This is a genomic window from Croceibacterium segetis (genome assembly GCF_011320115.1).
GTDB classification, from domain to species: domain Bacteria; phylum Pseudomonadota; class Alphaproteobacteria; order Sphingomonadales; family Sphingomonadaceae; genus Croceibacterium_B; species Croceibacterium_B segetis.
This window is the reverse complement of record NZ_JAANOZ010000010.1, coordinates 80,750-103,561: the sequence shown is the minus strand read 5'-3', so window position 1 is coordinate 103,561 and position 22,812 is coordinate 80,750. Positions and strand designations below refer to the sequence as shown.

General features: G+C 65.7%; 22 protein-coding genes. 11 read left to right on the top strand and 11 right to left on the bottom strand.

The annotated features are described in order from the left end of the window. Together G7B69_RS12365 and G7B69_RS12360 are read right to left on the bottom strand one after the other, a co-directional pair. A partial coding sequence (locus G7B69_RS12365; protein ID WP_166179709.1) for a hypothetical protein occupies positions 1-265 on the bottom strand: 265 nt, incomplete at its 3' end. A gap of 31 nt (positions 266-296) precedes the next feature. Beyond that, positions 297-2,900 carry a TonB-dependent receptor gene (locus tag G7B69_RS12360; RefSeq protein WP_166179707.1) on the bottom strand — a complete coding sequence of 868 codons (2,604 nt, stop codon included), beginning with the start codon at positions 2,898-2,900 and terminating at the stop codon, positions 297-299. A 362-nt stretch (positions 2,901-3,262) separates the two neighbouring features. Between G7B69_RS12360 and G7B69_RS12355 the strand changes: the two genes are divergently transcribed. The 9 genes from G7B69_RS12355 to G7B69_RS12315 all read left to right on the top strand — a co-directional run bounded on the left by G7B69_RS12355 (position 3,263) and on the right by G7B69_RS12315 (position 15,198). Next, positions 3,263-5,695: a TonB-dependent receptor gene (locus G7B69_RS12355; RefSeq protein ID WP_166179705.1), complete on the top strand. Its 2,433-nt coding sequence runs from the start codon at positions 3,263-3,265 to the stop codon at positions 5,693-5,695. An 87-nt stretch (positions 5,696-5,782) separates the two neighbouring features. Further along, entirely contained in the window at positions 5,783-6,667 is an 885-nt protein-coding gene (locus tag G7B69_RS12350; RefSeq protein ID WP_166179703.1) for a TauD/TfdA dioxygenase family protein, read from the top strand. 43 nt (positions 6,668-6,710) lie between these two features. Beyond that, a complete protein-coding gene (locus tag G7B69_RS12345) occupies positions 6,711-8,042 on the top strand; it encodes a spinster family MFS transporter (protein WP_166179701.1) in 1,332 nt (443 codons plus the stop codon). Positions 8,043-8,053: 11 nt separating this feature from the next. Beyond that, a complete protein-coding gene (locus G7B69_RS12340) occupies positions 8,054-8,464 on the top strand; it encodes a DoxX family protein (protein WP_166179699.1) in 411 nt (136 codons plus the stop codon). Positions 8,465-8,494: 30 nt separating this feature from the next. Beyond that, positions 8,495-10,138 carry a CocE/NonD family hydrolase gene (locus G7B69_RS12335; protein WP_166179696.1) on the top strand — a complete coding sequence of 548 codons (1,644 nt, stop codon included), beginning with the start codon at positions 8,495-8,497 and terminating at the stop codon, positions 10,136-10,138. 141 nt (positions 10,139-10,279) lie between these two features. Beyond that, positions 10,280-11,773: a lipopolysaccharide biosynthesis protein gene (locus G7B69_RS12330; RefSeq protein ID WP_166179694.1), complete on the top strand. Its 1,494-nt coding sequence runs from the start codon at positions 10,280-10,282 to the stop codon at positions 11,771-11,773. A gap of 89 nt (positions 11,774-11,862) precedes the next feature. Then, on the top strand, positions 11,863-12,804 hold the full coding sequence (locus G7B69_RS12325; RefSeq protein ID WP_166179692.1) for a retroviral-like aspartic protease family protein: 942 nt from the start codon (positions 11,863-11,865) through the stop codon (positions 12,802-12,804). Between the two features lie 55 nt (positions 12,805-12,859). Continuing rightward, positions 12,860-14,683 carry an ABCB family ABC transporter ATP-binding protein/permease gene (locus tag G7B69_RS12320; protein ID WP_166179690.1) on the top strand — a complete coding sequence of 608 codons (1,824 nt, stop codon included), beginning with the start codon at positions 12,860-12,862 and terminating at the stop codon, positions 14,681-14,683. Further along, complete coding sequence (locus tag G7B69_RS12315; RefSeq protein WP_166179688.1) at positions 14,680-15,198, top strand: cytochrome c; 519 nt, start codon at positions 14,680-14,682, stop codon at positions 15,196-15,198. Before G7B69_RS12320 ends, G7B69_RS12315 begins: the two co-directional genes overlap by 4 nt. A gap of 12 nt (positions 15,199-15,210) precedes the next feature. Here the strand turns inward: G7B69_RS12315 and G7B69_RS12310 are convergent, their stop codons facing one another. The 5 genes from G7B69_RS12310 to G7B69_RS12290 all read right to left on the bottom strand — a co-directional run bounded on the left by G7B69_RS12310 (position 15,211) and on the right by G7B69_RS12290 (position 18,303). Continuing rightward, positions 15,211-15,606, bottom strand: a complete 396-nt coding sequence (locus G7B69_RS12310) for a GFA family protein (protein WP_166179686.1) — start codon at positions 15,604-15,606, stop codon at positions 15,211-15,213. 55 nt (positions 15,607-15,661) lie between these two features. Further along, positions 15,662-15,856 carry a DUF1737 domain-containing protein gene (locus G7B69_RS12305; protein ID WP_166179684.1) on the bottom strand — a complete coding sequence of 65 codons (195 nt, stop codon included), beginning with the start codon at positions 15,854-15,856 and terminating at the stop codon, positions 15,662-15,664. Positions 15,857-15,870: 14 nt separating this feature from the next. Next, the gene (gene hslU, locus G7B69_RS12300) at positions 15,871-17,169 is read right to left on the bottom strand and encodes an ATP-dependent protease ATPase subunit HslU (protein ID WP_166179682.1); all 1,299 of its coding nucleotides are present in this window, start codon (positions 17,167-17,169) and stop codon (positions 15,871-15,873) included. 14 nt (positions 17,170-17,183) lie between these two features. After that, positions 17,184-17,744 carry an ATP-dependent protease subunit HslV gene (gene hslV, locus G7B69_RS12295; protein ID WP_166179680.1) on the bottom strand — a complete coding sequence of 187 codons (561 nt, stop codon included), beginning with the start codon at positions 17,742-17,744 and terminating at the stop codon, positions 17,184-17,186. A 67-nt stretch (positions 17,745-17,811) separates the two neighbouring features. Beyond that, positions 17,812-18,303, bottom strand: coding sequence for an outer membrane protein assembly factor BamE (locus G7B69_RS12290; RefSeq protein WP_166179678.1), 492 nt, complete (start codon positions 18,301-18,303; stop codon positions 17,812-17,814). Positions 18,304-18,426: 123 nt separating this feature from the next. On the opposite strand from G7B69_RS12290, the gene G7B69_RS12285 reads away from it, so the two are divergent. Together G7B69_RS12285 and G7B69_RS12280 are read left to right on the top strand one after the other, a co-directional pair. Beyond that, the gene (locus G7B69_RS12285) at positions 18,427-18,966 is read left to right on the top strand and encodes a ubiquinol-cytochrome C chaperone family protein (RefSeq protein ID WP_243415157.1); all 540 of its coding nucleotides are present in this window, start codon (positions 18,427-18,429) and stop codon (positions 18,964-18,966) included. After that, the gene (locus G7B69_RS12280; protein ID WP_166179676.1) at positions 18,963-19,469 is read left to right on the top strand and encodes a YceD family protein; all 507 of its coding nucleotides are present in this window, start codon (positions 18,963-18,965) and stop codon (positions 19,467-19,469) included. The genes G7B69_RS12285 and G7B69_RS12280 overlap by 4 nt, the downstream gene beginning before the upstream one ends. A 3-nt stretch (positions 19,470-19,472) precedes the next feature. On the opposite strand, the gene ssb is transcribed toward G7B69_RS12280, so the two are convergent. From ssb to G7B69_RS12260, 4 genes are read right to left on the bottom strand one after another with little or no spacing between them, the layout of a single operon-like run. Beyond that, entirely contained in the window at positions 19,473-19,985 is a 513-nt protein-coding gene (gene ssb, locus G7B69_RS12275) for a single-stranded DNA-binding protein (protein ID WP_166179674.1), read from the bottom strand. Between the two features lie 19 nt (positions 19,986-20,004). Next, the gene (feoB, locus tag G7B69_RS12270) at positions 20,005-21,858 is read right to left on the bottom strand and encodes a ferrous iron transporter B (RefSeq protein ID WP_166179672.1); all 1,854 of its coding nucleotides are present in this window, start codon (positions 21,856-21,858) and stop codon (positions 20,005-20,007) included. Beyond that, positions 21,858-22,097, bottom strand: a complete 240-nt coding sequence (locus G7B69_RS12265; RefSeq protein ID WP_166179670.1) for a FeoA family protein — start codon at positions 22,095-22,097, stop codon at positions 21,858-21,860. Before G7B69_RS12265 ends, feoB begins: the two co-directional genes overlap by 1 nt. 55 nt (positions 22,098-22,152) lie before the next feature. Further along, on the bottom strand, positions 22,153-22,809 hold the full coding sequence (locus G7B69_RS12260) for a COQ9 family protein (protein WP_166179668.1): 657 nt from the start codon (positions 22,807-22,809) through the stop codon (positions 22,153-22,155). Positions 22,810-22,812 lie beyond the last annotated feature (3 nt).

Here is a 22,812-nt window from a genome sequence, read left to right as displayed (position 1 = left end):
CTTCCTTGTAGAACTTCGGGTACGGCGGCCCGAACATGAACTTGGCAAACCCCTCGCGCAGATCGATGAACCACGTCCCCGTCACATCGAACGGCGCCTTGGGCCGCGGCTTGGCAATGTTCGCCGGCGCCAACACTCCCAACTGACCAGGGTGCTTCGGGATCATCTTGTCAAATTGCGCGGGCGAACGCGCACGACCGCCCGACTGAGCTGCCGCCGGCGCAGGGAGCAGCGCCGGCGACAACAGGACAAGCAGCGAGAGCAAGCGTGAAGGTGCCAAGGAGTGCCTCCGCCGCTTAGAAACTGTACTTGACGGTGGCGCCGAACTCGCGCGGCCGGCCTCGCACCACGCTGAGCATGCTGCGCGGCGGAGCGTTCACCCCGACCGCTGGGCCGCCCGTTGCCCAGAAACCCCGTCCGAAACGCTGCGCATAGGTCGCGTAGACCTCGTCGAGCAGGTTGTTGGCGTAGAAGGTCACCGTCATCGGTAGCGACTCCGAGGCCACCAGCAGCCGCGCGTTCACGAGCCCGTACGACGGCAGGATGTAGCCCGAATCTTCCGAGTCATCCGGGTAGACCGACTGCTTGCCGACGTAGGCATAGCTGAGGTTGAGCGTGGCGGAGCCTCCGCCGGCCCGCAGCGTGTAATTGGCGCCGATGTTGTAAGTCGGCGTCGGCGCGTCGGGGAACAGGTGGGTCGTCCCGACGGGGACGTTCTTGAGCGTGTAGTCGGTCAGGCCGAGGCTGCCGTCGAGGGTAAAGTCCGGCGTGATCACCACCTGCCCATCGACCTCGATGCCGCGGATCCAGGCATCGCCCTGGTCCTGGAGCAACGGGATGAAGCCGATCGGGCACTGCGCACTGCCGGCAGGAATGTTGGCGAGCGCACCTGTGCCGCAATTGACGCGGATCGCCGCCTGGCGATCGGTGTAGTGCATGATGAAGCCGGTCGGATTCAGCCGCAGGTGCCGGTCGAACAGCTCCATGCGCAGGCCCGCTTCGTAATTGACCAGCTTCTCGTTCGGAATCGCAGTAACCAGCGGGCTCTGGTTCGCTCCTGTGGCGTTGTTGGCCGGAGTCCAGCTCAGGATGCTGTAGCTGAACGAGCCCGCCTTGTAGGCTTTCGAGATCGTGGCGTAGGCCATGATATCGGGCGTGAAGTGATAGTCCAGCGTCGCCCGGTAATCGAGCGCCCTGAAAGGCTTGCTGGCGGTGACCGTGGTATCGGTGGTGCCCGGCGCGACGCGGAAGTCCGGCGTCTGATAGGGTGTCGCCGGGGGCGGGAATCGCGACTGCAGGTAGTCCTTGTGATCCCATGCCTGGCGCAACCCGCCGGTCAGGTTGAGCCCGTCGGTGATATGCCAGGTTGCGCTGCCGAACAGGCCCCAGCTGTCCGCCTTGTATTTGGTGTAGCTGATCGAGCGGTAATAGAGGCCCCCATCCGAATTCGGCGGGTTACCCGCGGTGGCAGGATACGCGCTCGTCGTCCTGCGGTTGAGGACATAGCTGCCGGGCCAGACATCGTCGCCGGGCGTGTCGCTGTCTTCATGGAAATAGCTGCCGCCGACAACAACGTCGATTTTGGAATCGAACAGCGAAGCGTTGAGCTGAAGCTCCTGGTAGAACACCTTGGAATCGATGTTGTCGTAGCGCATCTCGGCACCGATCAGCTCCCAATCCGTCACCGAGCGATGCTTGAGCTGCGAGAGGCCGGTTATCGACTGGACGCTGAAGTTCGGCCCCAGCTGCCAGTGGAGATTCATGTCCCCCTGCCAGTACTTGTCGTTGCTGTACTGATCGCAGGCGGAATCGTAGTCCGGATTGAAGTCGTCGATCAGGCAAACGTCGGGAGCCGTGTAGGGCCCTTTGACGATCCGCGGGTCGTTATAGGGCGCAACCGGCGCCTGTCCGTCGGCTTTGAACGCATCGTTCAGCAAGTCGCCGTAGTTCCCCTGGATCACCCCGTCGATGCCGGGGCGCAGATCGAATTCCTGGACCACCCACGGCGTCGCGTTCGATTTCGAGCGGTTGTATAGGACGCCGAACGTCGCCGTGAAATCGGGGGTCACGTCGACCCGCAGCTGCGCTCGTCCGACATAGTCCGTCTGCGCGCCGAGTTCCTGTGTCCCGCGGCTGACGAATCCGTCCTTGTGCAGGTATGCGCCTTGCGCCCGCAGCGCGATACCCTCGCCCAGCGGAATGTTGATCAGGCCGGTGAGGTCCCGGTGATCGAAGTTGCCGAGCGTGCCTTCGACATAGCCTTCGAACTGATCGGTCGGCTGCTTGCTGAAAATGCGGATCGCGCCGCCGGTCGAGTTGCGGCCGAACAGCGTGCCCTGCGGACCGCGCAGGACTTCGATCCGGTCGATGTCGAGCACCCGCAGCACCGCGCCGCTGGTTCGCGGCATATAGACGCCGTCCACGTAAAGCCCGACGCCGCGCTCTCCGGAGGCGCCGCCGCCGCCCGAAATTCCGCGGATCACGAAGTTGGCCGAGCTGCTGCCGCTGCCGCGGGTGGGCGAGATACTGAGGTTCGGCGTGTAATGAGAGAGGTCCTGAAGGTCCTTGATTCCCTTCGCCTCGGCGATGTCGCCGGTCACCGCGACGATGGACAATGGCGTGTCCTGCAGGTTCGTCGCCCGGCGTTCGGCGGTGACGACGATTTCAGGCACCGCCGCGCGATTGCCGGCATCCGCCCGAGCGGCATTGGCCTGTTCCGCCGTCTGCTCTTGTTCGTCCGCCGCGCCGTCTTCGGCATAGGCGCTGGCCGAAGCACAGACAGCCGCCGCGCCCGCGAGCATCAGCAGGCGGCGGGCCGCTGCCAGACCACCTCGATTCCTTGACCGAGCCGGCAGCGCTTCAACCCGCGCGACGGCGAACCCTCCTGAACGAAAGCTCATAGCATCCCTCCCTCTCTCTTTTCTTTGCGCAGCACGATGAACGCGGCCGCAGCGATGTCAACGAAATTCCATCATAACAAATTACTATTCTGTATAATGGAATTATAACGAGAGGCGGCCGCAACGCCGCGGAGCCGACGGGATGGCAGGCTGGCAATTCCGCCAGACAATATTTCCAATTAGCGGAATTCTAAAACCGAATTCCGGAATTTGAATTGACAGCGACCATTCTTCGGATAGCGTTCCCCCACCGCAAACTTCGGACCAACGAAGTTGCGTGGTGGGGGAGTGAAATGAGCAAGCAGAGGCAGCGAGAGATTGAACGCCGGTGGGTATCCAGACTGGCGGTCGAGGTAGCAATTATGGCGTCCGCAATGCTGGCCTATCCGGCAGCGGCGCAAGATGCGTCCGATCAGACGGCCGCTGTTGCAGCCGACCAGGACGCCCGCGCAAATTCGGCCGACTCGAACGAGATCGTCGTCACGGCGCAGTTCCGCAACCAGAACCTTCAGGACGTACCGATCGCGATCACGGCGGTTACCGGCGAGCAGCTGGAGCAGAAGGGCGCGTCGACGCTGGCAGATCTCGGAGGCAGCGCCCCGAACGTGGTGCTGCGTCAGGCCCCGGCTACATACGGCCCCGCGGTCGTCGCCTACATTCGCGGCGTCGGCCAACGCGACACCAACTTCGCGCTAGAGCCCGGCGTTGGCCTGTACATAGACGACGTCTATCTGCCGACGCTGCACGGCTCGATGCTCAACCTGATCGACCTCGACCGGGTCGAAATCCTTCGCGGACCGCAGGGTACCCTGGCCGGCCAGAATTCCATCGGCGGCGCGATCAAGCTCTATTCGAAGAAGCCGGACGATTCCAACAGCGGCTTTGTCGATGTGACATATGGCAGCTATAACGAGATACAGGCCAAGGCGGCCGCCAACTTCTCGCTGGTGCCGGGCCACCTTTACGCGCGCATCAGCGCGGCGGCTCTAAGCAAGGATGGATACATCACCCGTTACGATTACGCTTGCACCCACCCCGGCACGACCATCCCAACCGCTGCCACCGGCAACGGATGCAAGCTCGGCACGGAAGGCGGCAAGAAATACGTCGCCGGCCGGCTCGCCGTCCGCTGGGAGCCGACGCCCGACATTACGGTAGACGTCGCCGGCGACGTCACTCGCGACGACAGCGAGCCCGGGCCCACGACGCTGCTTTACGTCGGGCGCCCCGCCGCGCCCGGCACGGTGTTGACCGGACCGACTACCACGGGCCCCTCGGCCGCTGCGTACAAGCTCAATGGCAACAGCTACGGCAACGCGACCGGCTCGCCCTTCATCAGCTACTCGCCCTACGGCGATTACGCCCAGGACACATTCAGTCACAGTCCTTACACCAGCTACGAGGACTACACCGACCACGCTCCGCGCGATGGTTCGCCGGTCTACATGGCTCCGCTCAAGGCGGCGATCAATTCGTGGGGCGTCGGCGGTACGATCGCGGCCAGGCTCAGCGACAACCTGAATCTGACGTCGATCACCGCCTATCGCCATTTCGACGGGATCTATTCGTCGGGCGAGGGTTCGCCGTTCTCGAACACGCTGCAGACCAACTGGGTCTCGCACCACCAGTTCAGCGAGGAGCTGCGGCTGAACGCCAAGCTCGGCGACCTCCTGAACGCCACGCTGGGCGGTTATTACCTCGACAAAGACAGCTTCAATCCGACGCGCATCGTCCTGACCACACTGAACTTCACGGGCAACAACTCGGCGCCATCGAAGACGAAGGCGGCGTTCCTGAATGTCGAACTCACCCCGTTCGATAACCTCACGCTGATCGGCGGGGTTCGATACACCGACATCAAGAAGAGCTACACCTTCGGCCGCGGCGGGATCCCGGGCTCGGCGAGCGGCGGCAAGGTGCCACCCTCGCTCGCCGGTATCGACGGGACCGTCGGCACGTATGCCGGTAAGCGCTGGGACTACCGCGGGGTGATCCAGTATCGCTTCACCGACCACCTGATGGTCTACGGTGAGTATTCGACCGGCTTCAAGGCCGGCGGCATCAACCCGCGGCCGTTCTTCGTCCAGCAGGAGCTTCCGTTCGGTCCGGAAACGCTCGCGGCCTGGGAGGGCGGCCTCAAGAGCCAGTTCTTCGATAACAAGGCTCGCCTGAACCTTTCCGGTTTCATCAACAATTACAAGGATATGCTGATCACCGTTGCGAATTGCCCGCTCAGCGGTGCCCCGGCCGCGCCGTGCGCGCTTCCGCTCAATGCCGGCAATGCTCGCGTCAAGGGGTTCGAAGCCGAACTCAACCTCTACCCGGTCGAAGGCTTCAGCATCGATGCCTCGCTCGCGTATCTCAACTTCAAGTACACCTCTATCAGTGCCGCCGCTGCGAACTCGGGGATCGGGCTCGAGGACAGGGGCATCTACATCTCGCCCTGGCAATGGAGTGTGGGTGCCCAGTACCGTATCGACTTGGGCGGAGTGGGATCGTTGACGCCGCGGATCGACGTCAGTCATGAGGATTCTTTCGAGCGTAACCCCGACAACGTCGATGCAGCGACGGGCAACAAGGACCTCTTCGGCCTGGTAGCCGGACGGACGCTGGTCAACGCCAGGCTCAGCTACCAGACCGCCGACGACGACTGGGAGGTGGCGCTCGAGGTCCGCAACCTGACCGACAAGCTCTACTACACCGACGTTTTCGACAACCGCGGCTCGACCAACTCGATCCAGGGTTCACCCGGGGAACCGCGAACCTGGGCGGTGTCGGTCAGACGGAAATTCTAATCACGAGGAGCCAAAGTGGTCGCCACAAAGTGCAAGCCCGCCAGTCAGGAGCAACCGGTCGCCGTGCCGGTTGTGGCGGGACTGCCCATGCCTGACTTTCGCCGCATCCATGTCGAGCCGATCAGCGGCGCGTGCGGGTGCGAAATCTCGGGCGTGGACTTGCGCGAGCCTCTCGACGAGGAAACGCTGTCGGAGATCATGAAGGCGTTCGAGCAGTTCCTGGTGATCGTCTTTCGCGATCAGGACCTGTCGCCGGAGCAGCACAAGGCCTTCAGTCGGTACTTCGGACCGATCACCGAGCTGCCGCAGGCGCCGACGTACGATGGCATGCGCGACATGCAGGAAGTCCGCCGTGAAGCGGACGAGCCGGAGAATGTCGTTCCCTCCTTCGAGCACTTCCATACCGACAGCCCGTTTCTCAAGCGGCCGCCGCTGTGCGTGGTGATGCGGGCGCTCGAGGTGCCCCGCTACGGCGGCGATACGGCGTTCTCGAATGCCTACCTGGTTTACGAGCACCTCTCCGATGGCCTGAAGGCGCTGCTCGACGGCCTGCAGGTAGTCTATTCTGGCAAGGAAATCTGGGCCAGGAACGAGAAGCTGCCGCCGGAAAAGCGGCTTCGCCTTCGCGAGGAACATGGCTTTTCGGAAGACGAGCTCGAGAACATTCATCCGGCAGTGCGGGTCCACCCGGTGACCGGCCGCAAGGCGTTGTTCGCCACCACGGCTTACTTCAAGGGCTTCGTCGGCTGGACCGAAGAGGAGAGCCGGGCCCTCCTCGACTATCTGCAAAGCCTGGCCCAGCACCTGCACTATCACTGCCGCGTCAAGTGGCGCAAAAACACGTTGCTGGTGTGGGACAATCGCTTCCTGCTCCACCGGGGAGTGCACGATTTCAAGTACGAGCGCCGGCACCTCATCCGAACCACTGTGATGGGAGAACGGCCGATCGGTCCGCGCGATTGGCCGGCATAGGAGTGGTCCGCGACAGGTGTCGGGACAAGGCGGGGGAGAGCCGGTGGCCTATCGATTTGACGCGATAACCGAAGGACTTGCGATGCCGGGCGAAACCGCCGGAACCCGGACCCGATCGGACTGGACGCTGGCGACTTCCTATAGCCTCGGCTTCCTGACCCTCGTTTCGGCTTTCAACTACCTCGACCGATCACTGCTTGGCCTCGCACTGCCGGCAATCAAGGCCGAAATGCACGTCAGCGACACTGCGCTCGGCTTCGTTTCGGGTTTCGCCTTCCTGCTGTTCTATTCGCTGTTGGCGATTCCCATCGGCTGGGTGGCGGACCGCTCGAACCGGCGCAACATCGTCGCCTTCGGATTCGCCTTCTGGAGCCTGATGACCCTGCTCACCGGATGGGTGGCGAACATCTGGCAGCTCGCACTGGCGCGCTTCCTGATGGGAGCGGGCGAATCCTGCGGGCTCCCCCCTTCCAGCTCGATGATATCGGACCTCTTTCGCAAGGAACGCCGCCCACTGGCCCTATCGGTGTTCGGGACGGCAAATTCGATCGCCCTGATCGCGTTCTATCCCGTTCTTGGCTGGATCGGTCAGCGTTACGGCTGGCAGGCCATGTTCCAGGCCGCCGGGGCAGCGGGCCTGGTGTTCGCAGTCGTATTCCTGGCGACGGTGCGCGAGCCTGCCCGCACGAGCCGCGCGCGCGAGGCGAAGCCGGAGTTCGAAAGCCTCCTCGCCGGGCTGGGCCAGCTGCTGCGGTTGCGCAGCTATCTCGCGCTGGTCGCCACGGCGATGCTGATGGGCCTCAACGTCTTCGCCGCGAGCATCTGGATACCGACGTTCCTGCAGCGGGTGCACGGACTTTCGCTGGCCGAAGTGGCCTCCACCATCGGCCCGATCCGCGGCGTGTTCGGAATCGCCGGCGTCCTGCTCGGGGGCTTCGCCATCGACAGGCTTATCCGCCGCAACGGGCGCTGGCGGATCACCATTCCGGCGATCGCCTGCCTGCTGCTCGGCCCGGTCGAGGTCGTGTTCCTGCTGGCCGACCCGTCGTGGCTGTGGCTGGCGGCTTACGCCGCTTCGGCGTTCCTGACGCTGGTCCACCAGGGCCCGGTTTTCGCGCTGGTGCTCGAGGTGGTGCCCGCGCGGCTCCGGGCGTTGGCCGTTGCCACCCTGCTGCTGTGCTCGGCGCTGCTCGGCCAGGCCGTCGGCCCGCTGCTCGTCGGCATGGCCAATGATGCGCTCGCCCCTGCGCTCGGCCCGCAGGCGATCCGATATTCGTTGTTGATCATCGCGGTTACGGCGATGCTCGCGGGGGTCGCGATTCTGCTCGCCGGAAGGTGGATCGAAGACGACCTTGAACCGGCCATCCGGCCCTGAAGGAGAGCGACATGTCGAACCTTGAACAATGGTCTCCCCGCGCGCTGGCGGCGCTCAGGATCATGACCGCGCTACTGTTCCTCGAACACGCGACAATGAAGTTCCTCGCCTTTCCCGCGCCGGTCATGCCCGGGGCGGGGCCGCTGCCGACGATGATGCTCGTCGCGGGCACGATCGAGGTGGTGACGAGCGTGCTGATCATCATCGGCTTCAAGACCCGCCTGGCGGCGTTCGTCGCATCCGGCGAAATGGCGGTGGCCTACTTCATGGCCCACGCGCCCCAGAGCTTCTGGCCGGCGATCAACAAGGGCGAACCGGCCATCCTGTTCTGCTTCATCTTCCTGTACCTGGTTTTCGCCGGTGCGGGCGACTGGAGCGTCGACCGCGCGACCGGCAAAGGCCCGGAGAAAGTCGCAGCCTGAGCCTTGCCTGTGGACAGCGTCGAACTCCTGATGCGCGCAGGCGTCGATCCGCATAGCGCGCCGAACAAACCGCCGCTGCCCCCGCGAACGTACGCCCGTCGCTCCGAATCCGGGCTGCTGATCGAGCAGAATGTCGAGGTGCGCCTGCGCGACGGCGTGCGCATCCTGGTCGACATCTACCGCCCGGATACTGGAGCCACGGACTTGCCGATCCTCCTCGGCTGGAGCCCCTACGGGAAGCATGGGCTGTCCGACCGGCTGTGGCCCCCTGCCTGGGTCGAGCCCGGCTGGATTTCGCGCTTTACCGCGTTCGAGGCGCCCGATCCGCTGTTCTGGTGCTCGCGCGGCTACGCGGTGGCCTTCGCCGATCCGCGCGGCGCCTGGCTTTCCGAAGGGGACTTGCGCCACAACGGCGTGGGCGAAGGCGAGGATTGCTACGACACGATCGAGTTCCTCGGCCAGCTGCCGTGGAGCAACGGCAAGGTCGGCATGACCGGGGTGTCGTACCTCGCCTCGATCCAGTATCTCGTGGCCTCGCTCCGGGCGCCGCACCTGGCGGCGATCAACCCGTGGGAAGGGTTCTCCGACTGGTACCGCGAATTCGCCTACCACGGCGGCATTCGCGAAACCGGCTTCCTGCCGCGCGGATGCGACAACTTGCGCTTCTCGCTCGGCCGCACCGAAGACACCAGCGCCAACGTCCAGGCCCACCCGCTCTACGACGACTACTGGCGCAGCAAGGAGGTCGATCTCGCCGCGATCGAGGTGCCGGCCTTCGTCGTCGCCAGCTGGTCCGACCAGGGACTGCACACGCGCGGCACGATCGAGGCGTGGCGACGGATGGGCTCGCCGCGCAAGTGGCTGGAGATCCACGGGCAGAAGAAGTGGGCGAATTACTACAAGCCCGAAAGCAGGGAGAAGCAGGCGGCGTTCTTCGACCAGTTCCTCAAAGGGGAGGACACCGGAGTCGATCGCTGGCCGCAGGTGCATCTCGAAGTGCGCGAAAGCGCGCACGCCAGCACCTGGCGCGGCGAGGACGAATGGCCGCTGGCGCGCACGCAATACCGCCCGCTGTTCCTCGATGCCGCGAACGGTTCGCTGGACGACGCCGCGCCTCCCACCGCCGCTTGCGCCGCCTACGACCCCTCCGACGAGGCGGGCGAGGCGGTGTTCGTCCACCGCTTTGCCGAGAACACCGAGCTGACCGGCTACATGAAGCTCAAGCTGTGGGTCGAGGCCGAGGGCGCCGACGACATGGATCTGTTCGTCGCCGTCCAGAAGCTCGACGCCGGCGGTGCCGCGGTCGGCTTTCACTTCTATGCGTTCTTCGACGATGGCCCGGTTGCGCTCGGCTGGCTTCGCGCCAGTCACCGCGCGCTCGACGAGGAGCGCTCGACGCCGTCGCAGCCGGTGCAAAGCCATTTGCGCGAGGAACTGCTGCAAACGGGGCAGGTGGTGCCCGTCGAAATCGAGATCTGGCCGTCCTCCACACTATTCCGCGCGGGCGAATCCCTGCGCCTCGTAGTCAAGGGGATGGACATCTACCGCGACGGCCTGCCGAACCTGCCTTTCGCCCGGCACGAGGACCTGCGAAACCGCGGCCGGCACCTGATCCATGCCGGCGGTACGTTCGACAGCCATCTGTTGGTGCCGGTCGTTGCCCCGCAAACCTGACAGTCGTCTTCGATGCTCATCCGGATACTACGCGAGATCGACCGCGTTCAATACCGGCGATGATCGTTCGGGCGTACGCCGGCCGAAGCTAACGTCCCGCCCCTAAACCAAATTTTATCGCCGCAGAGCTATGCCGCCCTCATGACACCCCCGGCGGACTCCAGCGGCGCGAGCGTCGACCTCGGCGACAGCGTAAAGCGCGCGGTGATCTGGCGCTCGGGAAGCCAGATCGGTTCGCAAGTGGTCGCCTGGGCGGCGACGCTGCTGGTGATCCGCATCCTCGACCCGGCCGATTACGGCCTGCTGGCGATGAGCCAGGTGGTGATCGTGTTCCTCAATTTCCTCAACGGCTACGGCTTCGCCGGCTCGCTGATCCGCGAGCCCGAGCTGACCGAACGGAAGATCCGCCAGGCGTTCGGCATGCTGCTGCTAGTCAACGGCGCCCTGGCGCTGCTGCAGATCGCCCTCGCGCCGCTCGCCGCCGCCTATTACCGCCACCCCTTGATCGCCGAATTGCTCCGCGTGCAGGCGCTGATCTTCCTCTCGACGCCGTTCATCTCGATCCCCGAGGTCTTGCTGATGCGGCAGATGGACTTCCGCCGCCAGGCGCTGGTCAACCTCGCGGCGACGCTAGTTTCGGCCGGGGTCGCGCTCGGCGGCGCGCTCGCCGGCTGGGGCGTGTGGACGCTGGTGTGGGCGCCGATCGCGTTGTTCTGGACTCGCGCGCTGGGCCTGCAACTGGTCACGCGTGAATGGCACTGGCCGAGCTTCCGCTTTGCGGGGTCGGGCGCCATGTTTCGCTTCGGCCTCGGCTTGCTGGCGAGCACTTTCGGCTGGACGGTCATCACCCAGGCCGACACGCTGATTGCGGCACGCCGACTATCGGCGAGCGAGCTCGGGCTTTATGCCGAGGCGCTGTTCCTGACCACGCTGATCGCCAGCAAGTTCGTCCCGCCTCTCAACGAAGTAGCTTTCCCCGCCTACGCCCGGATGCAGGAGGATCGGGCCCAGCTCGCCGCCTCGTTCCTCAAGGCGGTGCGGCTGATCATGCTGGTGACTTGCCCGCTCTATCTGGGCCTCTCGATCGTCGCGCCGGACTTCGTGGCGGTGGTCCTCGGTGCCAAGTGGCGGGCGATGGCGCAGCTGATGACGATCCTTGCTCTCGCGATGCCGGCGCAGACACTGTACATCCTGTTCACCCCGGCGGTGAACGCCACCGGGCATGTCCGAGTGACCGCGCGCGCCTCGCTGCTCGGCGCGCTGGTCATGCCGCCGGCGTTCCTCATCGGGCTGGAGTGGGGCGCGACCGGGCTCGCCTATGCCTGGCTGCTGGCGTTCCCGGTGCTGCCATTGACCATCTTCATGCAAGCGCGCGGCAAGCTCGGCATTACCGCCCGGCAATTGGGCGCCGCCGTCGCGCCAGGACTGCTGGCGAGCGTGGCAATGGCGCTCGCCGTGCTCGCACTCAGCCGTGCCCTCGGCCCAGCGGCGCCGTGGCAGCGGCTGTCCCTCGAGTTCGCCTTCGGCGCCTTGTGCTATGCCGGTCTGCTGCTGGCGTTCTCGCGCGCGGCGCTGCGCGAGCTGACCGGCCTAGTGCTGGGCCGCCGCCAGGCAACCGGCGTGGCCGGCGCGTGATCGTGTTTGCCGGATAGGCCACTGGCGTGGTATCTTGGCCGCGCCATCCCCCGGAACTTGGGACAAGGTGGGAGGCGAGGAGATGCGATATGAGCTGGCTAAGCATCCTGTCGGTCCTGGCGGCGGTTGCCGCGACATCTGCCGAAGCGCCTCAGCCGCTTCCCGACCCGGCTGATGCCGAGATGATCAAGCTGCAGCAGGAACGCAACGAGCGCGTCACCGTACCGGTGACGATCAAGGGGCAGGGCCCATTCCGCTTCATGGTCGACACCGGAGCGCAGGCGACCGTCGTCTCGAGCGATCTTGCCAATCGCCTCGGGTTGACCGAGCGCAGCCCGGCCATCCTGGTCGGGATCGCCAGCAAAGCAGATGTGGAAACGACCGGCATTCCCGAGTTCATGCTCGGCACACGCGAGTTCTACATCCGGGCCGCCCCGATCGTCCAAGGGGAGAACATCGGCGGGGCGGACGGCATTCTCGGGCTCGACAGCCTGCAGGACCAGCGCGTGCTGATCGATTTTCACAATGAGCGCATCTACGTCTCCGACGCCAAGTCGCTGGGCGGCAATCGAGGCTACGAGATCGTGGTCAAGGCACGCCGCCGCCTGGGACAGCTGATCATTACCGGGGCGCGGCTCAACGGGATCGATGTAGACGTAATCGTCGATACCGGCTCGCAGGCCAGCGTCGGCAACATGGTGCTGCTCGACCAGCTTCGCCTTCGCCAGACGCACAATGTGGGCCAGAACACCATGACCGACGTGAACGGGAAGGAACTCACCGCCGCGGTGCGCATGGGCAAGAAGCTCGAGATCAACAACATGTCGCTGAACGAGATTCCGATCATGTTCGCCGAGTCGCCGACCTTTCAGACGCTTGGGATGAACGATAAACCGGCTCTGATCCTGGGCATCAGCGCGCTCAAGCTGTTCCGCCGGGTGGCAATCGATTTCGGCAAGCAGCAAGTGTTGTTCGACCTGCCGCGCAGCGTCCACAAACGCGATTCAATGATCGGCGCAATCCTCGGCTGACCGCTCGCGGCAAAGAACCATTGCCGTTGCCCACCGCCGGTCCCATCTGGCGCTGATGGCGAGAGTCGAGGGCGAGCAGCGAACGAAGACAGCCGATCTGGCTGACTGGACGACGGTCCGCCGCTTCCTGCCTTATCTTTGGCCCGCCGGGCGGCCCGACTTGCGCGGGCGGATCGTCCTGTCCGGCCTGTTCGTGCTCCTCGCCAAGGTGGTCGTGCTGGCGCTGCCGTTCGCTTACGCCGGGGCGGTCGACACGATGGCTTCGAAGGGCAGCACGGCGGTGTGGGTCACGCTGGCGCTGGTGATCGCCTACGCCGCCGGCCGCTTCGCCACGGTCGCGTTCGACAACGTCCGCAACATCATATTCGAGCGCGTCGGCCAGGAAGCGGTGCGCCAGCTGACCGAAGATGTGTTCCGCCGGCTGCACGAACTGAGCTTGCGCTTCCACCTCTCGCGCCGAACCGGGGAGGTGACCAAGATCGTCGAGCGAGGGTCGAAGAGCATCAACACGATGATCTACTTCCTGCTCTTCAACATCGCGCCGACCGCAGTCGAGATGATCGTCGTGGCGACGATCTTCCAGCTCAAGTTCGGCTGGCAGATGGTCGCCGCGACCGCCGTCACGGTGGTCAGCTACATCTGGCTCACCCGTGCGATCACGGAATGGCGCACTCACCTGCGGCATAGGATGAACGAGCTCGATGGGCGCGCGCTGGCGCACGCGGTCGACTCGCTGCTCAATTACGAGACCGTAAAGTACTTCGGCGCCGAGGAACGCGAACTCGCGCGCTATGGTTCGGCGATGCGCGCTTATGCCGAGGCGGCCATCAAGAGCGAGAATTCGCTCGGCCTGCTCAACATTGCCCAGGCGCTGATCATGAACCTCATGATGGGCGGGGCGATGGCTTTCACCGTGTGGGGCTGGAGCAAGGGCCGCCTGACGCCGGGCGACCTGGTGCTGATCAACACCTACCTCATGCAGCTGTTCCGCCCGCTCGACATGCTCGGCTGGGTCTATCGCACGATCCGCCAGGGGCTGATCGACATGGCGCTGATGTTCCGCCTGATCGACACGCCAGTCGAGGTGCGGGACGCCCCCGGCGCGCCGGCGCTGGTCGTCCACCGTCCCACGGTCGTTTTCGACAACGTCGAGTTCGGCTACGACCGGGACCGGCAGATCCTCCACGGTCTGAGCTTCGAAGTCACGGCGGGCGCCCACGTCGCAATCGTCGGGCCTTCGGGTGCGGGTAAGTCGACCATCGGCCGGCTGCTGTTCCGCTTCTACGACCCGTGGTCGGGGCGCATCCTGATCGACGGACAGGACATTCGCGAGGTCACCCAGGAGTCGCTACGCCGGCACATCGGCATCGTCCCGCAGGACTCGGTCCTGTTCAACGATACGATCGGCTACAATGTCGCCTACGGCCGTGACGACGCGACCCCGGAAGACGTAATCGAGGCGGCGCGCGGGGCGGCGATCCTGCCGTTCATCGAGAAGCTGCCGGCGGGCTTCGACACCGAAGTCGGCGAGCGCGGGCTCAAGCTTTCAGGCGGCGAGAAACAGCGCGTGGCGATCGCCCGCACCTTGCTCAAGAACCCGCCGATCCTGCTGCTCGACGAAGCGACCAGCGCTCTCGACACGCGTACCGAGCAAGATATCCTCGCGACGCTCCGGCGCGTCTCGGCGCACCGCACCAGCCTGTCGATCGCGCACCGGCTGTCGACGATCGCCGATTCCGACTTGGTCTACGTCATGCACGACGGCCGCCTCGCCGAACATGGTACACATACGGAGTTACTGCGCTTCGACGGGCTGTATGCCGAGATGTGGGCGCGCCAGGCACATGAGCGCGAAGAGCTTGAGGAGGCGGCAGAATGAAATGGACCATCGCCATTACGGCACTGGCGATCGGCGCCGCGGCGATCGCGGCCGAACCGGCGGGCGAAGCGGTCGACGTCCGCTCGAACATGGTCGAAGGCGTCAACCCGGCCGCGCTCGCCATCTGGGACGTCGGCAACGCGGCGATGGACGAGAACGGCGGCCTCGACCCGACGCAGATGGACGCGGCTGCCTGGGCCAAGGTGGCGGAAGGCGCGCAATCGCTCGGCACTTATGCCCACCGGCTTGCCGTGGCCAAGGTGATCCGCGCCTCGGGGCCCGACCTCGTCGGCGGCAAAGTGCCTGAAGGGGTTTCCTCGCGCGAACAGATCCAGGCGATGATCGACGCCAATCCCGCCGGCTTCCGCGCTTCGGCGGCGGCCATGGAGGAACAGGCGAAAGCCCTCGCCGCGGCGGCCACCAAGCATGATCTCAAGGCAGCCGGCGAACTGATCGGCAGCTTCGACCAGGCGTGCCAGGGCTGTCACCAGAACTACTGGTACCCGAAGCCCTAGCGCTTCCGGCGTTCAGCCCGGGAAGCGATCGAACTTCGGCAATCCGTCGAGCGTCGCTTCCCACGGCAGCGCGTCAGCCATCTGCACGTGCAGCGCGGGTGGGAAGGCCGTGGGATCGTCCAGCGTGGCGGTGAGGATATCGACAACGCCGGGCATGGCCGGCTCGTTGAAGTAGAACAGGCTGGTCCCGCAATCGCCGCAGAACTGCCGCTCCACGCCTGGCGACGAGCTGTACGAGCGCGGTTCGCCTTGCTCGACGGTCAGCGCTTCGGTGGGATAGCCGAGCCAGGCGGTGACGAAGGAACCGATGGTGCGTCGGCAACTCTCGCAATGGCACACGCTGCTGTGCTTGGGCTCGCCCGCGACCGAATAGCGGATCGCCCCGCAATGACACCCGCCTTTGGCCATGACTGCTCTCCTTGCCCGAATCGGGATCGGAACATATCACGAACGATAAGGCCGCTCAATCGTCGGTCGGCCACAGCACCGCCTGCGCGACGATCACCACGTGCCGCTCTGGATCGAAGGTCAGCGCGGGCGAGCCGTGCAGGCGCCAGCCTTGCGCTAGCGCCTCCGACACGCGCTTGCAGAAAGCGTCGTCGTCGGGCCCCGTGAGGCAGCGATAGAGCGGCTTGCCGTCGGGCGGGCTGGAAGCCATCGAAAGGTCCTTGGTCAGAGGATATACTTGCTGAGGTCGGCATCGCCAGCGAGAGCGGTCAGCTTGTCGCGAACGTAGGCCGCATCGATCGTCACGCTCTGGCCCTTCATCCCCTCGGCCTCGAAGCTCAGCTCCTCGAGCAGCTTCTCCATCACCGTCTGCAGTCGGCGGGCGCCGATGTTCTCGACGCTCTCGTTCACTTGCGCGGCGATCTTGGCGACCTCGCGCACCGCCTCGTCGGTGACCTCGAGCTTGACCTCTTCGGTGGCGATCAGCGCGCGGTACTGCTCCACCAGGTTGGCCTTGGTTTCACTGAGGATGCGGACGAAATCCTCCTCCGTCAGGCTGCGCAGCTCGACGCGGATCGGCAACCGGCCCTGCAATTCGGGCAGCATGTCGCTCGGCTTGGACAGGTGAAAGGCGCCGCTGGCGATGAACAGCACGTGGTCGGTCTTCATCGGCCCGTACTTGGTCGCCACCGTCGTGCCTTCGATCAGCGGCAGCAGGTCGCGCTGCACCCCTTCGCGGCTGACCGAGCCGCCGCGCACGTCGCTGACCGCGATCTTGTCGATCTCGTCGAGGAAGACGATGCCATTGCTCTCGGCGTTGATCAGCGCGACGCGGGCGACGTCGTCCTGATCCATGCGCTTTTCGGCTTCCTCTTCGACGAGCTTGTCCCACGCGTCGGGGACCTTGAGCTTGCGCCGCTTGAGGTTCTGGCGACCCATGGCCTTGCTCATCATCTCGGAGAGGTTGATCATACCGACGTTGCCGCCGCCGGGGATGTCGAACGGCATTTGCGGGTTGTCCTCGACCTCGATCTCGACCTCGACGTCGTTCATCGCGTTCTCGACGATCCGCTGGCGGAAGCTCTCGCGGGTCGCCTCGCTGGCGTGCTCGCCCACGAGCGCCTTGAGCAGCCTGTCCATCGCCGCCTTGCTCGCCGCTTCGCGCACCGCCTCGCGGCGGCGCTCCTTCTCGAGGCGGATCGCTTCCTCGACGAGGTCGCGGGCGATCTGCTCGACGTCGCGGCCGACATAGCCGACTTCGGTGAACTTGGTCGCCTCGACCTTGACGAACGGCGCGTCAGCGAGCTTCGCCAGCCGGCGGCTGATCTCGGTCTTGCCGCAGCCGGTCGGCCCGATCATCAGGATGTTCTTCGGCGTGACCTCGTCGCGCAATTCCGCCGGCAGGCGCTGGCGGCGCCAGCGATTGCGCAGCGCGACCGCGACGGCGCGCTTGGCTTCGGCCTGGCCGACAATGTGTTCGTCGAGCGCGGCGACGATCGCCTTGGGGGTAAGGGTATCGTTCATTGTGTCCCGGAAGATCAGATGGTCTCGACCGTCACCCGGTCGTTGGTGAAGACGCACACTTCGGCCGCCACTTCCATCGCCCGGCGGGCGATCTTCTCGGCGTCGTCCTCGTAGGCCTCGAGCGCCCGGGCGGCCGACAGAGCATAGTTCCCGCCCGAGCCGATCGCGGCGATTCCGCCTTCCGGCTCGAGCACGTCGCCGTTGCCGGTCAGCACCAGCATCGTGTCCTTGTCGGCGACGATCATCAGCGCTTCGAGGTTGCGCAAGTACTTGTCGGTGCGCCAGTCTTTGGCCAGCTCGACCGCCGCGCGCAGCAGTTGTCCGCTGTACTGCTCGAGCTTCTTCTCGAGCCGTTCGAACAGGGTGAAGGCGTCGGCGGTGGCGCCGGCGAACCCGGCGATGACCTTGCCGCCCTCGCCCAGCCGGCGGACCTTGCGGGCGTTCGGCTTCATCACCGTGTTGCCCATGGTGACCTGGCCGTCCCCGGCGATCACGGTCTTGCCGTTCCTCGCCACGCCGATGATGGTGGTGCCGTGCCAGCGCGGAGCGGCATGGCTGTCAGAGTGTCCGTCCATGACGCCGATATGGGACGCGGCGCCGCGCCCTTCAATCCTTCGTCAGCCTGACGACGGTCGGATTTCGCTACGGTCCCCCGCCGCCGCCACCACCGGTGTTGCTGCCGTTGGGACCGCCGCCCACGCCGCCCGCGCCGACTTGGCCGATGTTGCCGAACAGATCCTCGAGGATGCCGCGCTCGCGGCCGAGGGTCGGCGTCTTGTCGCTGTCGGGCTTGATGCGCACGACCCGCTCGACGCCAGACTGGTCGGCGGCGATGACGTTGCCTGCCTTGTCGAAACGGACCGCCAGCACCGTATGGCTGGTGATGCGCGGGCTGGTGAACGGCTTCTGCTTGGTCATGCTCGAAACGTAATACCACACCGGTTCGCCGAACTGGCTGGTGAAGGTCGGCCGGCCGAGCGTGCCTTCGACCGATTGGCGATTGTCGATCCCCGGATGGATCGACTGCAGCAGCACGGGATCGGCGATGTAGCCGCGATGGTCGACCACCGAAGAGCAGCCCGACGCCAGCGCCAGCGCGCCGAGCAGTGCCGCGTTACGATTGATCCCGACCATATGCAAACCGTCTCCGAACCCCGCGCGGGGCGATTGCCTTGGGCCACGCCGCGCCTATATCGGCGCGAGCCTTAGGGGCTGGCGCGCCGTCACGCAACGGCGCGCTTCGCCTTGGGGCATTGAATGACCGCTGAACGGACGATTGTCCCCATGAACCTCCTCACCCGCCTGTTCCGCTCCCCGCCCGACCCGCGCGAGGCGCTGCGCCCGCTGTGGCACCGGGTGGTCGAGATCTCACGCGAGCCCGAGTGGTATGCCCAGTGCGGCGTGGCCGACACCGTGGCGGGGCGCTTCGACATGATCACGGCCGTGCTCGCGGTCGCACTTCTGCGGCTCGAGCGCGACGAGGATTGCCGTCCGCAAGCTTCGCTTCTCACCGAACTGTTCGTCGAGGACATGGACGGGCAGCTGCGCGAAGGCGGGGTCGGCGACATCGTGGTCGGCAAGCACATCGGCAGGTTGATGGCTTCGCTCGGCGGGCGCCTCGGCGCCTATCGCGCCGGGTTGGCCGGAGAGGCCTCGCTCGAGGAAGCGCTGCGGCGCAATGTCACGTTGCTCGATGACAGGGGGCCGGATCCGTTGGCACAACGCTTGCGGGCGCTCGCCGGGCAACTCGACACTGCGGACATCGGCGAGGTGCTCGCCGGGCGGATCGAACGATGAGTGGGCCCGAGTTCTCGCGCCTCGTCGACCGCCGGCACCTGAAAGCCGCGCCGCTCAGGGTCGTCGCCAGCGAGACCGAGCGCAAGGCGCTGGCGCGGCGCTTCTCCCTGATCGCGATCGACCGGCTCGAGGCCGAACTCTCGCTTGAAGCCGATGGCGAAGCGGTCGATGCCGGGGGGACGCTGTGGGCCGAGATCGTGCAGGCTTGCGCGGTGACCGGCAACGACTTGCCGGTAACCATCGAAGAGCCGCTCGCGCTGCGCTTCGTGCCCGAGGCTCCGGTGACCGTGGAAGAACTCGAGCTGGAAGAAGAACAGCTCGACGAAATCCCTTATGCCGGCACTTCGTTCGACCTTGGCGAAGCGGTCGCGCAGAGCCTCGCGCTGGCGATCGACCCGTTCGCTACCGGCCCGGAGGCCGACCGCGTGCGCAAGGAAAAGGGCCTGCTCGACGAAGCCGCCGCGGGGCCGTTTGCCGCGCTGGCAGCGCTCAAGAAGGACTGAGGCCTAGAACGGAATGTCGTCGTCGAGATCGTCGCCGAAGCTCGACCCGCCGCTCGACGATCCGCCACCACCACCGCCGCTACCGCCGAAGTTGGAACCGCCGCCGGACGAGGCGCCGCCCTGGTTCCAATCGCCGCCGCCGCCGCGCTGGCCGCCGCCGCCCGGGGCGCCGTCGAGCATCGTCAGAACGCCCCCAATGCCGCCGACCGACACTTCGGTCGAGTAGCGGTCATTGCCGGACTGGTCCTGCCACTTGCGGGTGCGCAGCTGCCCTTCGATGTAGACCTTGCTGCCCTTGCGCAGGAAGCGCTCGGCAACGCCGACGAGCCCATCGGACTGCAGCACCACCGTGTGCCACTCGGTCCGTTCCTTGCGTTCGCCGGTGGCCTTGTCCTTCCAGTTCTCCGAGGTGGCGATGCGCAGGTTGGCGATTCTCCCGCCGTTCTGAAAGCTCTTCACCTCTGGGTCGGCGCCGAGGTTTCCGATCAGGATGACCTTGTTGACGCTGCCTGCCATGAACAATCCTCTCGCGGGTCTATAGTCCGAGCGCGACCGCGCTCCAGTAAGTGATTCCCGCGAAGATGTAGGCGAGCGTGAACAAGTAGGCCAACATGAAAAGCGGCCATTTCCACCCATTCGTTTCCCGCCGGGTGACAGCGATCGTCGAGAGACACTGCGGGGCGAAGACGAACCACGCGAGGAAGGCGAGCGCAGTCGGCAGCGTCCACTTCGCCTGCAATCGCGGAATGAGGCCTTGCGCCGCCGCATCGTCGTCGCTGGCGTTGACCGCGTAAGTCGTGGCCAGGGAAGCAACGGCCACCTCGCGCGCGGCCATCGCCGGAATCAGCGCCAGCGAGATCTCGCGGTTGAAGCCGATCGGCTCGAGCACGACGTGCAGACCGTTGGCGATGTGTCCGGCGAAGCTCGCGTCGACCTGATTTTCCCCCGCCGCCGCCTTCGGGAAGCTCAGCAGGACCCACAGCACGATGGTAACCGTGAAGATGATCGTGCCGGCGCGGCGCAGGAATATCCACGCGCGTTGCCACAGCCCGAGCAGGATGTCGCGCAGCGGCGGCCACTGGTATTTCGGCAGTTCCATAATGAAGCCCGAGGCGCTGCCCTTGGTCACCGTGCTGCGCAGCACCAGCGCCACGCAGAACGCGCCGATGATTCCGGCGACGTAGAGCGCGAACAGCACCAACCCCTGGAGCCCAATCCCCGCGCCGACGGTGCGGTGCGGGATGAACGCGGCGATGATTACCGCATAGACCGGCAGACGAGCCGAGCACGTCATCAGCGGGGCGATCAGGATCGTCGTCAACCGGTCCTTGGGATCGGCGATGGCGCGGGTCGCCATGATCCCGGGGATTGCGCAGGCGAAGCTGGAGAGCAGCGGGATGAAGCTGCGGCCCGAGAGGCCGACGCGCGCCATCAGCCGGTCCATCAGGAACGCGGCGCGGGCCATGTAGCCCGATTGCTCCATCGCCAGGATGAAGGCGAACAGGATGACGATCTGCGGCAGGAACACGATCACCGAGCCGACTCCGGCGAGCACGCCTTGGGTCAGCAGGTCGCGCAGGAGTCCCGCCGGGAGCGTCTCCGTGACAAAGCCGATCAGCGCGGTCACCGCGCCGTCGAGCCCGTCCTGCAACGGCGCGGCCCAGGCGAACACCGCCTGGAACATCACGAACAGCAGCGCGAACAGGATCGGCGGGCCGAGCCACGGGTGCAGCAGCACCTTGTCGAGGCTGGCGTGCAGGCGATGCTGCGCGGTTTCGGAGAGCACCGCTCCCTGCGCCATCGTCCGCGCCGCCATGCGCCGCTCGGGCAGTGTCAGGTGCCACTTCTTGTGGGCTTTCGGATCGCGCTCCGCCGTCGCTTCGGCGGTTTCGATCGCGGCCAGCAAGGCATCGATTCCGCGGCGGCGCACGGCCACTGTGGGGATCACCGGCACGCCGAGGGATTGCGAGAGCGCCTCAGGATCGAGCACCAGCCCGTCGCGTTCGGCGAGGTCGACCATGTTGAGCGCGACGACCACCGGCCGGCCGAGCTCGATCAGTTCCTGCGCGAAGACCAGGTGCTGCTCGAGGTTCGAGGCATCGAGCACGACGATCAGCACTTCGGGCCGCGCTTCGCCGGGAAACTCGCCGAGCACGACCTTGCGGGTCACCTCCTCGTCGGGGCTGGCGGCGTCGAGCGCGTAGCTGCCGGGCAAGTCGACCAGCTCGACCGGCTCGCCGCTCGGCAGCATGAAGCGCCCGGCCTTCCGTTCGACCGTGACGCCGGGATAGTTGGCGATCTTCTGCCGCGCGCCGGTGAGAACGTTGAACAGCGCACTCTTGCCGGAGTTGGGATTGCCGACGAGCGCGGCGGTGCGCAGGCGGGTCATTATAACTCTCGCACGGTCATCGCCGCGGCGTGGCTGCGGCGCATCGCCAGCGTCATCCGGCCGATAATCAGCGCGATCGGATCGCGTCCGCCGAACACCCCGCGATGGGCGATCGCCACGCGCGCCCCTTCGTCGATGCCGAGCGCCTGTAGCCGTTTGGCCTCGTCGGGCGCGAGCACGGCCCAGTCGATCGCCACGATCTCGGCGCGCCGGCGGGGCTGGAGCTGATCGAGCGTCATGGCCGCGCGGTGGCAGAAAGGAGCGCTAATTGCAACTAATTCTCATTAAGAATAGTCAGCGCGCCGGATAACGCAGGCGGCCCAGAAAGCGCATCGGGTCGAAACCCTCACGCTTGCCGAGCCATTTGGCCTTGGTCTTCTCGAACTTCATCACGCCCTCGATCCGCCGGTCGAGGAAGGCGCGCGTGTCGGCCTTGCCTTCGCTCTCGTCGCCGACGAAAACCGCGAGCGTCGCAGCGTAGATGCCGGCGAGGATCGCGCGCTTGCTGTAGTGGTTATAGTCGGTCGAAGTGTCGCCCGCGAGGCGCCACATCCTGTCGGCTGACGACCAACCGAGCTTTGCCGTGCGGGCGAGATTTTGCGGCAGGGCCTGGATTGCCACCGCGCGGCGCAGGGCCTCCTCGAGACCCGTGACGGCTTCGAGCCGGAACCACACCAGCGCGCGGATGCGCTCGCGGATCGGCATCTGGGCCAGCACCTCGCGGTCGAACGCCTGCTCCATCCGCGCGTCGACCCAGTCGATCCATGCGGCGATCATGTCCATCGTGCCGCCAGGAAAGGCCAGCCGGGCAATCGCCGGATCGATTCCGCCCGCCTCGGCAGCGCTGGCCAGCGCAGCGTCGTTCCACCCGTCGAAAATCGCCGCGGCGGCGATCCGCGGCGCCAGTTCGAGCCGCAGCTCATCGAGGGTGAGATCGGCCGCGGCCGCCATGGC